A 15,790-nucleotide genomic window follows, 5' to 3' on the forward strand; every position below is an offset into this window, starting at 1 on the left:
GTCATTTTTTAAATGTATCTAACAATTTCTGTTTTTGCCATCGTCTTAATTTCTTGATTCTACTCTCCTCCGATACCGCCCTTTTAAAATACCTATACTCTTTAGTATAGACAACTTTAAAAGGCTTCTTTCCGCGCAGGTATTTAGCTCCGCGTTTATTGTCCTTATGCTCCTTAATCCTTTTTTCTAAATCATTCGTATACCCGGTATAATATGTCCCGTCTTGACATTCAAGTATATAAACATAAAACAGCTGTTTGCGAACAAATTTTTTCTTCATGCCTTCACTTTATATGCCTGAATGTCATGCCGAATCCTGATGAGAAAAATATCGAATACTTTTCCGCACATACCGCAGGGTCAGACCCGGAAAACGGAAAACACACCGTCGACCCTCTTCCTTAAACGTTTATCCTCATTTAATAAGCCGACAACCATCTTATTTATCTTACCTACAGCTGAATCACTTATATCAAAACGGCTTCCAATTTCTTTATTAGTTAAAGCGGTTATGTTTTTAGCAATATAGATAGCGATCTTACGTGTGTTCGATTGGCTGTTTTTTTTAGCAAATACAGTCTCTTCAGTCTCATTAAAAACCTTAGCAACAGTATTTACTATATCATCAATTGATACGGTTGACTGAAGTTTTTTCTTATGAGCAAAATCGCCTGATTCTATCTCAGGCCTAAATTCATTCAGCTTATCTTTAATAAAGTCTTTGGTCCCCAGAAAAAAACTAGCGTAAACCTTATCAAGCAAAGCATTATTCTTGCCTATCTCGCTTAAAACAAAATCCTTATAATCAGTCGGTTTCATACCTAAATAGCTGTTAAGCTCGGGATAATCGATATACTTATCAGTTTTAGGCTTTATGAATCCTTTGAAGCTAGACCATCGGTATTTTTGAGGTAAATCTACCATTTTAGCTCTTACCGGGTTAAGATGTATATAGCGGGTAAGTTCCATAAAATAGTTATCTTCATCAACTAATAATGATTTATACCTACCTTGAAATAAGTGGCCAGTCTTATTGTGCTTTTTGTTGTAATATACTGTATAAGCAGTATTAAGATACTGCATTATCTTTGACAAATTAGGCTGTAATATTTCAATAAATAAATGGTAATGGTTAGACATTAAACAGTAAGCGTAAAGATTAAACTTATATTTGTCCTTGGCTTGTAAAAGATACTCGAGGAATTTCTCAAAGTCATAATCACTTAGGAATACATTCTTGCGATCATTTCCCCGGCTGGTTATATGATAAAAGCAGTTTTCGGCCTGTAAGCGACAAGGTCTAGCCATGCAGAAATTTTAATGCTTTTTAAGTTGGTTGTCAACTATTTTCCGTTTTCCGGGTCTGACCCTATATTCCCTATTCCCTATATTCCTAAGCTCTCTTTCCCAATCTCCTCAATTAATGTCCCGAGCCGCTGTCTGGGTTTGGCATGATGTTTATAAAATTTCACAACTTTTTCCACAATATGCAAAACCTCATCTTCGGTATAAACTTTATCACTCTTAATACCGGCTTTAGGTTCTCTGCCTCCGCAACCTCCAACATAGACTATATAGCCAATCTCTTTTGTGACGCTATCAAGCTGGCCATGCACCCCTATTTCGGTGGCTTGGGGCCGAGTGCAGGCATTAGGGCAGCCGGAGATAGCTATTTTGAATTTATGAGGCAAGTCTAAACCACTCTTCAAGCCCAATTCTTTTTCAATTCTAGAGGCTAGAGAAAACGTATTTATAAGTCCTTGTTTACACCAGTTATTGCCGGGACATACTGTGGTAGCCCTGAGCCGGGGACCGCACGCACCCACACTGATACCTGCGAATACAGCTTCTTTTTCAATTTTAGGTATATCCTCATATTTAATGAACGGTATCTCAAGCCCCTGCCGCGTCGTGGCATGCACAATCCCCTTGCCGTATTTTCGCGATATTTCACCCAAGGTCGTAAGTTGTGCGGCGGAAAATACGCCGGTTGACGGCATTATAACCCTTAAAACAAAGAATCCCTCCTGTTTTTGTTTTAAGAAGCCGCGTTTTTTCAAATTATCGTAATCGATATTTTCCGGCGTCATTTTATAACCCTCCTAAATGCCGCATCGGCGGCCCTTACGGTGTCTTCGATATCCTTTTTAGTATGCGCGAACGAAAGAAAGTTTGCCTCAAACTCGGAAGGCGCCAGATACACGCCTCTTTCCAGCATTGTCTTATAGAAGAGCTTGAATTTGTTCTTTTTTGCAAACTTCAGGCTGAACATGCTACCATACGAATCTATTATTAAAGCTATTTTATATTTTACCGACATCCTCCAAATATCAAAAACAAGCTGTTTCGTAATATTCTCCAGCGTTGTGTAATCATCCTTTTGTTCTTTCAGCGCCGTTAGGGTGGCAAACCCTGACGCCGCTACGATGGGGTTGCCTGCAAACGTCGACGCCTGATATACGTTACCGGACGGCGCAAGATGTTTCATGATAGCTGCGTTGCCCCCATACGCGCCTATCGGAAGGCCGCCGCCTATAATCTTGCCCAGCACGATGAGATCCGGGATAATACAGAAACGCTGAGCAACTGAACCGAATCCGAAACGAAAACCGGTAATGACTTCATCGAATATTAATAAAGCCTTGTATTTCACAGTCAGCTGTCTTAATCTTTTTAAGAAATCTATATCAGGCGGTAAAACACCGTAATTGCCACCGACCGGCTCGGCCAATATAGCAGCGATCTCGCGGCCGTGCTTTTTAAATACATGCTCAACGGCTTCGGTATCATTTAATGAAACTATTATCGTATGTTTTATAAAATCTTTTGGGATGCCGGCACTCGATGAAATCCCGAGGGTCGCGAGCCCTGAACCGCTTTTTGTAAGCAGGTAATCTGCGTGGCCATGATATGCGCCCTCAAATTTTATTATCTTATCTCTTCTTGTATAGCCTCGGGCCAGCCTTACCGCGCCCATCACGGCTTCAGTGCCGGAATTGACAAATCTTAACCTTTCGGCAAACGGTATCGCCTTTCGGATCAATTTCGCTAATTCTACTTCTTTTATATTAGTCGCGCCAAAGCTCAAACCGTTATGGGCAGCATCCTTGACCGCATTCACAACGCCAGGAAATGCATGGCCCAGGATAAGGCTTCCCCACGACAGCACATAATCGATATACGCATTGCCGTCATGATCGTAAACTTTTGAACCATGGCCCTTTTTTATTATAAGCGGATCACAACCTACATAATGAAAAGCGCGCACGGGACTATCGACGCCGTTCACTAGATATTTTTGAGCCTCATCAAATAATTTAGAATTTATCGTTCTTTTAGCCATCGCGCAATGTCCTTCGCATGATAGGTAATAATTAGATCCGCACCGGCACGTCTGATTGAAGTTATTATCTCAAATACTATTTTCTTCTCATTCCACAATCCAAACTTTGCCCCGTTTTTAACAAAAGCATATTCACCGCTTACGTTATAGGCAGCGAGCTTTGTTCTAAATCTCTCCCTTGCTCTATAGATTATGTCAAGATACGCCAAAGCAGGTTTAACCATAACGATGTCGGCGCCCTCTTTTATATCATCCGCTATTTCAGTGAGAGCTTTTTCGGCATCCTTATAATCGAGCTGATAACCACTCCTGTCGCCGAATTTAGGGAACGAGCCTGCCGCGTTCCTGAAAGGGCCGTAAAAGGATGATGCGAACTTCGCTGAATACCCCATTATCTTAGTATTCTTAAAACCGTGGGCATCCAATGCTTTTCTTATAACGGATACCTGAGCCTTTGCCATGGCCGAAGGCGCAACATAATCCGCACCGGCTTCAGCGTGCGACAGTGCCATCCTGGAAAGCACATCAAGAGTAGCTTTGTGAGCGATTGACTTTTGTCCCGGCCTGACGATACCGCAATGTCCATGGGACGTATATGCGCAAAGACATACATCCGTCATTGCAATGAGGCCGGGGACTTCGCGCTTTAAATTTCTTACAGTACTGACAACCGCGCTGTCCTTTTTATAAGCACCAGTTCCATCACTGTCTTTTTTATCCGGCACACCGAATAAAAGAACAGCTCTTATACCTTGTTTCTTTATCTCTCTGGCCTCCCGAACAACGGTATCAGGAGAGAACCTGTAAATACCAGGCATGGAAGATATCTCCTCCCTTATATCTTTGCCATTCTTTATAAATAAAGGATATACGAGATCTTTCGCATTTATGGCAACACTGTTATATTTTCGCATAATTTATTACCTCACCTACGATCAGAACGGCCGGTGGTTTCACTTTTTGCCTTGCTGTCTCTTTTACAATGGTCCCTATCGTCGCTTTAACGATCCTTGCCGACTTCATGGTTGCCCGTTCAATGAACGCACATGGAGTTACGTCAGGAAGTCTGCTTTTCCTTAGCGCCTTTACTATATTTCTGATATTGGCTACACCCATTAGATATATAAGCGTAGGGCAATCCGGCGCGTCGATCTCGGCGTCCGGGTCCTCTTTGCGTCCTGTCAATACGGCAAATGATTGTATTTTGTTCTTTACGGTAAGCGGTATGCCAAATGATTCAGGGCCCGCTATGGCTGACGTTATCCCCGGAATCACTTCTGTCGGAACACCGCGCGCCGATAAATATCTCTCTTCTTCAAAACCGCGGCTGAAGACAGCCGGATCGCCTCCTTTAAGGCGTACAACATATCTGTATCTGCCAAAATTATCATAAAGCAGTTTGTTTATTTCGTCCTGTTCCTTAAGATGTAGGCCATCCGTTTTCCCGACGCATATTTTTTTAGCTCCCTTTTTAACATGTTTCAAAAGCGCAGGACTCGACAAAAAGTCATAGAGTACGCAGTCAGCCTTTTTAAGCGTCTTGAACGCTTTTACGCTGATAAGTTCCGGATCACCTGGTCCGGCACCGACAATATATACTTTTCCCATTTTAATTTTCATTTATACTCCTGAAAATACTTAACAAATCCTGCCTATCACTCCTGATTTGAACGGCGAGACATCCCTGTAAAGGGTGTGGTTCCATAATCTCCTTCGGTATGATCTTGGTTATTCTGTGCTCAAGATTAAGCCTAATCAGGGCAGCGTGCGCTACTATAATGGCATCGAATCTCCCATCATCTAACTGCTTCAGTCTTTCATCGATGTTGCCGCGTATATCTTTCACAACAAGGTCGGGCCTGAAACCGGTCAAAGCAACTTTGCGCTTGCGGCTGCTGGTGCCCACAATTGCGCCGCTCTTTAAATTTCTTAGAGAAAAGTTATCTCTGGACACCAGGCATTCGAAAGGACTTATCGATGATGTTATGGCCGCTATGACAAGCCCCGCGGGCATGTCAATCTCGATGTCCTTGGCGCTGTGTATTGCTATGTCTATAGATTTACCCAACAGGGCCGACTCTATTTCACGGGTAAAGAAATCGGTCTCTTGCTCGTTCCATAGAGAAGAAACTTTATCCTTATCCCCCCGCGTACGGATAACAGCCGTCTCAAGACTGATACTCGGCAGGCGCTTCTGTATCTCTTCAACCTGCTTCAAAGCTAACGGACTCGGCCGCGTTCCAGCTTTATAGGTATGCATTATGAACGACATCCTCTCCCATTTTTAAAACGTTTTCTATAAACTCGGCCGCCAATCTTACGCGCTCCCGCTTGGATTCATTATGCCGGCTAAAGATACTGCGCAGATCATCCAGATTCTGTAAAAATATGCCATCAAGAACCGCTATCTCCGACTCTACGTCTCTTGGAACCGCAAGGTCATAAATATAGAGCGGGTGGCTACGTCGTCCTGCCGTCAATGCCTTAAGGTGGCTTCTGGTTATGACATAATGCGGGCTCGATGTTGCGCATATCAAAACGTCCGCTCCGGTTACAGTATCCGGTATATCTTCTAAATGAATTGCAGTGCCGCCTGTGCGAGAGGCTAATTTCTCTGCCTTTTTATAATGCTTATGCGCCGCAAACCTTATATGCGCTTCAGGCGGGCGATTCTTTGCGATTATCTCCGCGACTTTGCCGGTGCCGACTACGATGATATTATACGTTTTACTCTCTCTCAACCTGTTGCGTATATCGTTGAAAATCAGTACAGCAAGATTGTCATTGTCCTCTTCAAGCCTCGAAGCGGAGCGTATTTTCTTCGATATCGATATGGCGCTGGACCACATGTTCTTAATAGAGTGCGACAAAATAGCATGTCTCCAAATGTCGAGTTGCTTCAGAATCTCTTTTTCCCCCCGAAGCTGCGACTCCAGTCCGGAAGCTAATCGTAGCGAATGGCGGAATACTTGAGCCTGACCGTATTTTATATATGCATATTTGGCGAAATCAGGAAAACGCTCGGAAAACCGGCGGATATTGCTAAAGGCATCGTCTGGATCCAAGGCCACGCCATATACTTCCAGCCGGTTGCAAGTAATGAGTATGGCATGCCCTTGCGAATCTATGTCTCTCCAGAAATCGGCAATGGCCTTCCGCTCGCGATAGATCCCTTCCCGGACATCTATCGGCGCTCTTTTATAATCTATCCCTATAAGATAAAAATACATCCCATTGCTCCTTAAGGAAATTTTTAATGTCCCTGCTCAAAACAGGATCCCGGCCGTGCGTGTACACGGCCACAACAGCGTCACTCGCATGAAAAACTGCCGGCGAAATAAAGCTGCACAGAGCAGGATTATCCACGACATTTACCTGTATGCCCGCCCTTTTGGCCAGCCTGCTTACATTTTTGTTCACGGTTACATCGGAAGTGGCAGCTATGACTATATCCGCACCCTTTATATCCGAAGACCGCACAACCCTCCTTGTCCATGTGATGCGGCGAAATCGGGACAACTTCTGCAGCCGTGCTGTTAATTCAGGCGAGATAACGCGAACACACGCTCCGAACTCAAGCAGCGTTTGTACCTTTCTCTCGGCAACCTTTCCACCGCCAACGACAATGGCGGTTCTGTCTTTCAATTTAATGGCTATCGGATAATATGTCTCTTCCATTGAATACCACCCTGCTTAAAATTCAAAATATTGGGCCGTCGAAAAATATCTTTCTCCCGTATCGGAGAATACCGTGACAACCCTCTTGCCGGGGCCTAATGCCTTTCCGACTTTTAATGCGGCCACAAGCGTCGCGCCTGAAGATAGGCCGCAAAATAGGCCCTCTTGTTTTGCCAATAGTTTAGCGGCTTCATACGCATCGCGGTCACTTACCGTTATAATCTCATCTATTACGCTTCTATTAAGAATATCCGGGACAAAGCCTGCGCCTATGCCCTGTATCTTATGCATCCCGTGCTCTTTACCTGACAGGACAGCGCTCGTTTCCGGCTCGACTGCTATCACTCTTATTCTATGATCATGCTTCTTAAGGATTTCACCAACACCCGTTATGGTCCCGCCGGTACCTACGCCTGCGACAAAAGCGTCGAGTGCGCCCTTGGTTTGCGCAAGAATTTCGCGCGCAGTCGTTTCTCTGTGTACTTGTGGATTTGCCAAATGCTTGAACTGCTGAGGCATAAAAGAGTGAGGCATTTTTCTGTGTATCTCTTCCGCCTTTTTTATGGCCCCTTTCATCCCTTGGCCGCCGGACGTTAAAACCACCTCCGCGCCATATGCTTTCAGTATATATATCCGTTCAAGGCTCATTGTCTTTGGCATAGTAAGTATGCACCTGTAACCTTTGACCGCGCACACCATAGCCAAACCTATCCCCGTATTCCCGCTCGTAGGCTCTATAACTGTCCCATGCGGCTTAAGAATGCCATTCTTCTCCGCGTCGTTTATCATAGCAACGGCTATCCTGTCTTTCAAGCTACCTCCAGGATTCAACGATTCGACTTTAGCCAAAACTTCTGCCATGCCAATGCCAGGAATACGATTGAGCCTTATGAGCGGGGTCCTCCCTATGACTTCGAGAATATTCTTTGTTATTTCTATATCTTCGCGCATAGCAGTGTTCTCCTATTATAAATTCAGCCATTTGGAAAATAAAAAGTGCAGACTAAAGCTAAACAATACTGTGAAAATAGGCACCAGTATCCATACCCATAATATTTTTTTTACTAACGTTTTTCTAAATGTGTTTTTGAGCCCGTCTTTCGAGCAGCTTATTCCCAATAACGAAAATGTCGCAAACTGAACGTAGGGCGCCGGCAGCCCCAATAACGACGCGATAAGCACAAAAGTGGATGTGATGACAGATACTATACTGGCCGAAACCTCTCCTACCGGCACTATATCCTTCGACAATGAACGTATCACTCTTTCCCCCCAAAAATAAGCCCCCAAACCGAAAAGCGGACTAAGTGCTAACAACAAAAAAAGATTTCCTGTGCCTAACAAAACCACAAGCGGCGCTACGACATTGGCAACATTGTTTGTGCCAACTCCGAAAGCCGAATACATATCTGTGTAAATAATAAATTTTCTAAATTTTCCCCTGTTAACAAAGAACTTTTCATAAAACCTAAGGTTGCCATGCCGCGGGGGATAAAGCCCGTGTTTAATCGTTATAGTGAGGACAAATGACACCGCAGAGAAAATGATGGCAAATGCCAAAATTTTTCCCACAGTATACCAATTGACCTTACCATAAAATAAACCTGATCCAACAAAGCTTGCGACGGTTATGAAGCTTGTCGATTGCGGTACTTTTAAAATATTACTCAAGAACATGGTTACAGCGCACGAGACGAGTATTATTACGCTTGAAACTACATTCAACTCCGCAGATGAAATCTTGCGCACCAGCGTCTCCACTACCCGCGGGCCAACCAAACAGGCCCCAGCTATTACGCAAAAGCCGTAGAGCAATGCCGCTCTATTCTTCTTAAGTATATCACTTCCGAAAGAAGGCGCGAATGACACTGAAAAACCGCTAATACCCATGTTCATCGCAAGAAATACCGCAATTACTATCGTAACCGCTATTATCATTTATTCTCCTTTAATGGCCGCGTGTGTATACCGCATTCACCGCCGCACTTACTCGTTCCTATCCAGCGTCCGGCGCGCTCGTTATCGTCATTGGTAATCTTCGAGCATGGTGCGCAACCGAGAGACCGATATCCTTCCTTATATAGCGGGTTTACCGGAACTCCATAGAGCGCGAGATACTGCCACACTTCGCGTTCTTTCCAGATAAGGATAGGATTCAGTTTTATGAGCTCTTTGTCCCGCTCCTCGACTTCCAGGAAGTCGGTGCGTGTCCTGCCTTCCGTACAGCGAAGACCGGTCACCCAACATGTAACGTCGAGCTCTTCTATTGCGCGCCTCACCGGTTCAACCTTAAGGATATCGCAGCACAGATCCGGTTTCGTTTCATACAGTTTTTCCGGTATCTCAGAATCATTCTTATATACCTTTAGCTTCGGGTACCTTTGAACGGTTTCATTCATGAAACGTACCGTCTCAGTTGGTTTAAATCTAGTAGTTACTATAAACCCGCGTATTTTCGGATTCACCCTTTTCGCGAGATCCCATACCGCAACCGAATCCTTTCCCAAGCTATTAGCTACGACAAGGCTATCCCCGTATGCTTTATACGCTTCTCTTATAAGAGCCTTCGACCTCTCTACTTTCTCCTTAAAATTCAGCTTCTCCACCAACTCCTTAAGATCCTCTTTCGTGTTTAACAAAATCATCTTCTACTCCTTCTTTTTATTCTCTGTCGTAATAAAAAAACCACTGCCCGCTCTAAACTTCCGGCAGTGGCTTTATGGTCATGTAAACATTTTAGCGTTTTCTACAGAGACGACCACCTCCTGCCGGATAGGCTGCACATAGCCATACAACATATCATTTTCGTACAGTTGTTAATAAAATGGCTTCTCATTAGTATTCCTTAGATTGAATATGCTAAAACCTGATTGCTTGAATTGACTTCTGATGCCAATTCCTCGAACGTCACATTATCAACGATGTCGGCTGTTGCCTGATAGACCTTGTTCCAGAGTTTTTTAAATACACATCTATTAATATCTGCGCAGTTTGAATATTTATCTTTTAAACAAGCAATCGGTTCGATCGGGCCGTCAATATATCTGACTACTTCACCCACTGATATCTTTCCTGGCGGCCTGGAGAGCATATATCCGCCAATATTACCGCGCCTGCTTTCTATAAAACCGCCTTTTCTTAATTCCAGCAAAACCTGCCCCATGAATTTTATAGGCGCGTCAATACGCTGAGCCATATCATGACCAGTTACTAATTCAGCGTTATAGTGAAGCGCTAAATCTAACATTGCCTTCAATGCATAATCGCCCTTATATGAAATTCTCATATGCTCTCCTCTGTCTAGACTATTTCCATTGGATAAGTAGAGTATACCAAATAAATAAAATATGTCAAATGTTTTTTAAAGATTTTCGATAAAACAGTGCAATAAAGAATCGCCTCCGTCGATTTTATAACCTTCGAAGGCGCTTCCTTATTATGTTAAGAGGCAGAAGAAGTTATGCGCCGGGAGCCAAAGCCTTAATTATTTGCTGGGCAGCCTTTCTTCCTGAGAAAAGCATCCCTGCAAAAGTAGGACCCATACGCGGTATGCCGAACACTGTAGATACGGCCATACCGATTGCATAGAGCCCCGGATAAATTTCGCCTGTCTTTTCTACAACCTGGTCTTCTGAAAGAACAACATCCATAGGACCGTAAGTCTGTAATTTCAACAGACCCCTCTTTTCAAGACTCTTTGCTACCCATGCATCATGACCGGTGGCATCGATTATTACCTTTGATTCCAAGGCAATCGGGTCAACGCAGGTAATCTGCCGTGGCAGTGCTGAAACAGGCGACCAGTTAATGACTGCTCCTTCCACTCTATTGCTACGCAACACCACATCATCGAACTTTGTCAGGTTAAGTATTTTTGCACCCGAATCACATGCGGCAGAAATAAGTTTTGAACAGGCGTTCGGCCCATCGGCGACAAATAATCCTTCTTCTATTTCCTTATGAGGTATTTTCAACTCATTAAGGATTTTATCTGCCGGCGCCCGAAAGGTGAGCGTATTCATAAAATAACCGCCGATCCAGAAACCTCCCCCTATGTAGTTATTGCTTTCAATTATCAAAGCCTTAAAACCCGCATTGGATAGATCACGAGCTGCCATAAGGCCGCTCGGTCCGCCGCCGATCACAATAACATCTGAAACGATGTATTCCTCAAACCACTTGGTAAATTCACTAACAATCGCACGGCTTATTTGCGCTTCTGTAATCTTACTGAACATTTTCAATCCTCCTTTTCGTGTTTTTTCTGAAAAGGATATCCTGCCATAAAAGTAATAAAAAAACCCTTATGCCATACGCATAAGGGCTATACATTCAACCTCCTCTCCCTCCGCTGGCATTATCCAGATCAGGTTCATCGGGTAATCCGCTTTCCTCGCGGAACTCTCAGGCCGAATTCACGACCTCCCCGTATTTATATTATTAATTTAATTTAACCATGCTTCCAATCCTATGTCAATATTTAATCCGCCCCCGCGCCTGAATTTCGAGGAAATTCGTGGGTTTTAACCCCCGCATTTCTCTTTATCTTTCGCTTCTTCACAAGTAACGCATTTTATCACAGGACTTCAGGGGTTACAACTGAAAGGCAACGACGGTTCGCTTCTCCGCTCAGATGCCCGGGGATAAGGGATTCTGCTGTTGTTCTTTTATGATATCCATGGCTGCTGTTATCCAGGTCTCATCATGAAACCTCTTTTTACGGAAGATCCAGTACTCCGATCCCCAGAGAAAAATTGTGCCGATATTTAAAGAGCGTAGTTCATTGAAATATTCCGGAAAATTTTCTGCCCCGCATGTTATCGCCTTTTCTTCCCTTGTATGAACCAGTTCGCCGGGTTCCCATGGTTCAGCCTGAAGTTCCGTAACCCATAAAGATTTCTTCTCTGACCGGGCATAATCGACAAACTGCCTCAGGTATTTTATCCTTTCTCCGGAATTCGTCCAGAAACATACTTTGTTTTTTAATATCTCATGCCCTATGGCCGGATAAACGTTAATAGCCGGTATCCGCGCGATATCAATAGTTTCATAAACCGGATCTTTTCTGTATATAAACCTGGTCAGAAACCGGAGGAAACCATTTGCATAGGTCATGGCATTAACTACAACGGGACGATCCATATCATCCAGTTCTTTTACCAGATCGATCTCGTTTTGGAGGAAATCCTTCCGTATCCACAAATCTTTCGGGCCCGACCTGCTCAAAGGCTCATTCTCCACCTGCCACGCGATGATTATATTTTCATCTTTATACCGGTTAATGACTTCCCGGATGAATATCAAAACGCCCCGGCGGACGGATGGTTTATCGGAAACCGCGCTGCCGGACCGCAGGCTTGTTTCTTTTTCGAGCCAGTCCGGAATAAAATATTCCGGCCACCGCGGGGCTTTCATGCCGACGGTTAAAAGCACCCGGATATTTTTTTCCCGCGCTTTTTTAATCTGCCAGTCAAGTTCGCCGAAATCAAACTCCCCCCTGCTTTTTTCAATCCTGTTCCAATAAGCGCCGAGGCGGATTATATCGAACTTCATATCGAGGACTTCCTGATAGGTTTCTCTCCAGTCCAGGCCCAGATACCCGCACTGAACCTGGCTGAACGTTGTGCCTATGTTTTCCGCGCAAAGCATCCTATTCACCATAAAGAAGAAACATAAAAAGAAAACGGCTTTTTTTTTCATAACTGTTTTTTGTTTTTTCTGTATTTCTCAGTTACCCAGAACTCCATGTACCTGCCGAACATAAGACGGGTTTGCGCGTCAAGCGCCGGCAGCGCGCTCAGGAACAGGAGAATAACCGGAATAAACAGCCATTCAAAAATATGCCTGACCCTGATTATAAAATTGTATTTCACCTTTTTCCGGGGAAGCAGCAACAGGCTTATTATCATGCAGATAATAATTCCGCTGAACGCCAGCGCAAACATGATACTGCGTATACGGGGAGCCGTATAATATACAGTGGAGGAAGCAAATTGCCTTGACGCGAAAAACGAAGGAAGCCAGCTTCCGAATAACAATAAAAATGACCATGTAGACCATGAAATAAATGAATCGAGAAGTTTATAACCGTAGCTGATTTTCTGTTTCCATCTGATTTTCTTTGATTTTACAAATGCCCTGATAACAATCGGGAAATTTTCCACTCCCCATGCCCATCTCCTTTTCTGTTTGTAAATCGCGCCGAATGTTTTTTTAAGAGTCGGCCCGGTCGCGATATCCATGGAAACCGTGGTATAAATGGGAATTACATGATAGTTCCCGTCATAATGTATAAACGCTTTCCAGAATATCGCCGAATCGTCGGAAATTATATCAACCGGCCAATAGCCGACATCCAGCAGGGCTTTGAAACTCATGCTATGGCTCGAAAATGTGACAAGTTTGCTCGGATTGGTCGCTTCAATCAATTGGAAAAATGATGTTCCGATATCAATTATCCTGGCAAAAGCGGGGGTATTCCATATGTTATTGTGATATACGGGAATCGGCTGGTAACTTGTGTTCAGCCTTTCGGGAGACACCATAAAATAATAAGTCAGACATGCGAAATAGCGCGGATTGGGAACAGTATCCGCGTCAAAACAGGAAACCGCCACGTTTTCAGCCGGAATACCGCGTTCTTTGAAATATGCTGCCGCCCGTTTTGCGGCGCATGTCGTGTTGGCTCCTTTTACCCTGGCTTCGCCGGGCTGGTTCGCCGGATGGATTACTATTAGAAAATCGAGAAAAGAGTTTTTATATTTTTCTGCTATTTTTTCCATATCACGCTTAACCGGGTCTGAGGCCGTTTCTTCAAGCGCGATTATCACCAGAAACCTTTCTGAAGGATACAATCCTTCTTTTATCGCTTTAACGCCGGGCTCAACTACTTCCGCGGTTTCCCGTATCACAGGTAAAATAACCAGATGATATATATTTTCGGATAGAGGCGGCATTTTCCCGTTTTCCCTGAGCTTCAGCACCTGGCGGCAGTGCATGCGGGCCGATATTTTATTTTTAAAGCTCTTAATCGCATCGAAATCGCAAAAAAGAGGCTGGCGAGATTCCAGTTTATCAACAGCCGCGATACGTTCCATCCAATCGGTATCCTTTTCTATCTCAAGGCGCAGATAGGAAAGAACAAGAAAAATATTCATATAAATAAGCCTGATCAGCCAGTATAAAAGGAAAGCAAGCATAATAACTGACGCCGCAAGGGGCTTCAGGATTGAAATCACGCATATGCCGATGATAATTGTCCAGCTCAGCGCGCCCGGCGCAATTTCAAGAAACCGTTCGAGTGTTTTTTCTTTTCCCTCTATGCCATGCCGGGAATATTTATAATCCATCGCTGTCCATCCTGTTCTGTACCGCATCGGTGAAAGGAGCGAGAATTGTCTTTTTCGCGGTAACAATCTTCAGTTTCATCATGCTTCCTTTCTTGTCCAGATAATACAAACATCCGGTTTCATCTGAATAAAATATGTCGGAATTATTTTTAACATCCGTAATATATTCGATATGATGTTTCCCGTCAGGCATCAATTCAAATAAAAATATCCTGTCTTCATCTCTCAATATGATGTGTGTCCCGTTGTAGGCCCAAAAACATTGTAAAATATCTTTTCCGTTTTCATAGACTGCCCGCAGGCGGATTCGGCCCGAAAATAAAACGTCATCCTCATTATCTTCATTGAAATCAGCTATCCAGACATTATTGCCTGTCCAGAACATAAGCCTACGGCTCCGGTCATGAAAAGCCGTTCCCGTCACACCTTCAGATGACATCACATAAGGCGGTACGGTCGTTACTAAATCGCCGTTATTCCCCCAAAAAAGGAAAATGTCTTTTTTGATAAACTGTATCCTGTAAAATCGCGATTTATTAAAAAGGTTTTTACCCAGATATTTATCCTCAAATAATGTTGTGAATTCCTGTTTTTCCGCCGTTGTCCTTGAAATCCGGTCTTTTGTGTCTAAAATATACAGCCATTTCCCGCTTAAACCGAAGCCTTTTACATTTTCCAGATACTTAGGGTATAAAGACATGTCGCTAAGATTTAACCGATTGATATAATCATCATAAACAGCGAAACAATCGGTCTGATATGAAGCGCCCCATATAAGCATAGCGGGTTTGCCGTCAAAAAACCCGCTGATGTCGGATATATTCTGTGTTTTATTTTCAGGATCGATTAAATAAAATTTCCTGCTCCATAAAGAACCGCCGCCAATGATAATCCGTCTGCTTCCATTCGCCGAATAGATATCGGAAACAGGAAAATCGCCGTAGGAGACATTGTCTTTCAACAGGCTTTCCGATTCCTCTTTTTCCCGGTCAAAAAAGAAAAGATCTTTAAGGCGGAGGCTTCTTTTCAAAATCAGCGTGTCGGTATCCCGGAGTAAGGACAGGCTCTGGAAATCCGCCCCGGGGACCAGGAGATCCGGCTTTAATCTTTCGGGCAGGAGGATAATATCGTCAAAGTTCACGGCTTTCCCTTCCTCAACCGATACTTCGTGATTCCATGTCCTGTATCCCTTAATTCTAAGGGAAATCTGGTACCGGCCGGGAAGAAGCTCCGGGATAGACGCCGGAGTCTTATATTTATAACGGCTTTTTCCCATGTATATATCAGCTCCTTCGGGAGCGGACGCGATGTGGATTAAACCGGTTTGTGAAATCTGCCTATTTGACGGATGCAGAATGAAACCGAAAGAATACAATATGAGAACAGGACAAAGAGCGCAATATATCAACAGAAATAAATA

17 protein-coding genes and 1 riboswitch are annotated in these 15,790 nt (G+C 43.8%); all 17 genes read right to left on the reverse strand.

All coding sequences use genetic code 11. The features are described 5' to 3' along the window. Position 1: 1 nt before the first annotated feature. The 17 genes from M0R36_00760 to M0R36_00840 all read right to left on the reverse strand — a co-directional run bounded on the left by M0R36_00760 (position 2) and on the right by M0R36_00840 (position 15,778). Positions 2-280, reverse strand: coding sequence for a GIY-YIG nuclease family protein (locus tag M0R36_00760; protein MCK9554340.1), 279 nt, complete (start codon positions 278-280; stop codon positions 2-4). Between the two features lie 80 nt (positions 281-360). Then, complete coding sequence (locus M0R36_00765) at positions 361-1,308, reverse strand: transposase (protein ID MCK9554341.1); 948 nt, start codon at positions 1,306-1,308, stop codon at positions 361-363. Between the two features lie 77 nt (positions 1,309-1,385). Further along, complete coding sequence (locus tag M0R36_00770; GenBank protein MCK9554342.1) at positions 1,386-2,090, reverse strand: hypothetical protein; 705 nt, start codon at positions 2,088-2,090, stop codon at positions 1,386-1,388. Continuing rightward, positions 2,087-3,343 carry a glutamate-1-semialdehyde 2,1-aminomutase gene (locus M0R36_00775; protein MCK9554343.1) on the reverse strand — a complete coding sequence of 419 codons (1,257 nt, stop codon included), beginning with the start codon at positions 3,341-3,343 and terminating at the stop codon, positions 2,087-2,089. Before M0R36_00775 ends, M0R36_00770 begins: the two co-directional genes overlap by 4 nt. Then, positions 3,325-4,257, reverse strand: a complete 933-nt coding sequence (hemB, locus tag M0R36_00780; GenBank protein ID MCK9554344.1) for a porphobilinogen synthase — start codon at positions 4,255-4,257, stop codon at positions 3,325-3,327. Before hemB ends, M0R36_00775 begins: the two co-directional genes overlap by 19 nt. Then, positions 4,244-4,963, reverse strand: coding sequence for a uroporphyrinogen-III C-methyltransferase (cobA, locus tag M0R36_00785; protein ID MCK9554345.1), 720 nt, complete (start codon positions 4,961-4,963; stop codon positions 4,244-4,246). Before cobA ends, hemB begins: the two co-directional genes overlap by 14 nt. Continuing rightward, positions 4,953-5,603, reverse strand: coding sequence for a hydroxymethylbilane synthase (hemC, locus tag M0R36_00790; GenBank protein ID MCK9554346.1), 651 nt, complete (start codon positions 5,601-5,603; stop codon positions 4,953-4,955). Before hemC ends, cobA begins: the two co-directional genes overlap by 11 nt. After that, positions 5,590-6,573, reverse strand: a complete 984-nt coding sequence (locus M0R36_00795) for a hypothetical protein (GenBank protein MCK9554347.1) — start codon at positions 6,571-6,573, stop codon at positions 5,590-5,592. Before M0R36_00795 ends, hemC begins: the two co-directional genes overlap by 14 nt. Next, positions 6,542-7,021: a bifunctional precorrin-2 dehydrogenase/sirohydrochlorin ferrochelatase gene (locus M0R36_00800; GenBank protein MCK9554348.1), complete on the reverse strand. Its 480-nt coding sequence runs from the start codon at positions 7,019-7,021 to the stop codon at positions 6,542-6,544. The genes M0R36_00795 and M0R36_00800 overlap by 32 nt, the downstream gene beginning before the upstream one ends. A 15-nt stretch (positions 7,022-7,036) precedes the next feature. After that, positions 7,037-7,960: a cysteine synthase A gene (cysK, locus tag M0R36_00805; GenBank protein MCK9554349.1), complete on the reverse strand. Its 924-nt coding sequence runs from the start codon at positions 7,958-7,960 to the stop codon at positions 7,037-7,039. A gap of 27 nt (positions 7,961-7,987) precedes the next feature. Next, a complete protein-coding gene (locus M0R36_00810; protein MCK9554350.1) occupies positions 7,988-8,959 on the reverse strand; it encodes an inorganic phosphate transporter family protein in 972 nt (323 codons plus the stop codon). Continuing rightward, complete coding sequence (locus tag M0R36_00815; protein MCK9554351.1) at positions 8,956-9,666, reverse strand: phosphoadenylyl-sulfate reductase; 711 nt, start codon at positions 9,664-9,666, stop codon at positions 8,956-8,958. Before M0R36_00815 ends, M0R36_00810 begins: the two co-directional genes overlap by 4 nt. Positions 9,667-9,866: 200 nt before the next feature. Next, positions 9,867-10,307: an Rrf2 family transcriptional regulator gene (locus tag M0R36_00820; protein ID MCK9554352.1), complete on the reverse strand. Its 441-nt coding sequence runs from the start codon at positions 10,305-10,307 to the stop codon at positions 9,867-9,869. Between the two features lie 172 nt (positions 10,308-10,479). After that, positions 10,480-11,184, reverse strand: coding sequence for a sulfide-dependent adenosine diphosphate thiazole synthase (locus tag M0R36_00825; protein ID MCK9554353.1), 705 nt, complete (start codon positions 11,182-11,184; stop codon positions 10,480-10,482). 163 nt (positions 11,185-11,347) lie between these two features. Continuing rightward, positions 11,348-11,460, reverse strand: a riboswitch (TPP riboswitch). Between the two features lie 190 nt (positions 11,461-11,650). Further along, positions 11,651-12,682, reverse strand: coding sequence for a beta-galactosidase (locus M0R36_00830; protein MCK9554354.1), 1,032 nt, complete (start codon positions 12,680-12,682; stop codon positions 11,651-11,653). Between the two features lie 35 nt (positions 12,683-12,717). After that, positions 12,718-14,370, reverse strand: a complete 1,653-nt coding sequence (locus M0R36_00835; GenBank protein MCK9554355.1) for a glycosyltransferase family 2 protein — start codon at positions 14,368-14,370, stop codon at positions 12,718-12,720. Beyond that, on the reverse strand, positions 14,360-15,778 hold the full coding sequence (locus tag M0R36_00840; GenBank protein MCK9554356.1) for a PEGA domain-containing protein: 1,419 nt from the start codon (positions 15,776-15,778) through the stop codon (positions 14,360-14,362). The genes M0R36_00835 and M0R36_00840 overlap by 11 nt, the downstream gene beginning before the upstream one ends. Positions 15,779-15,790 lie beyond the last annotated feature (12 nt).

The sequence above is a fragment of the bacterium genome, from assembly GCA_023228325.1.
Classification (GTDB): Bacteria; Auribacterota; UBA6266; order UBA6266; family UBA6266; genus UBA6266.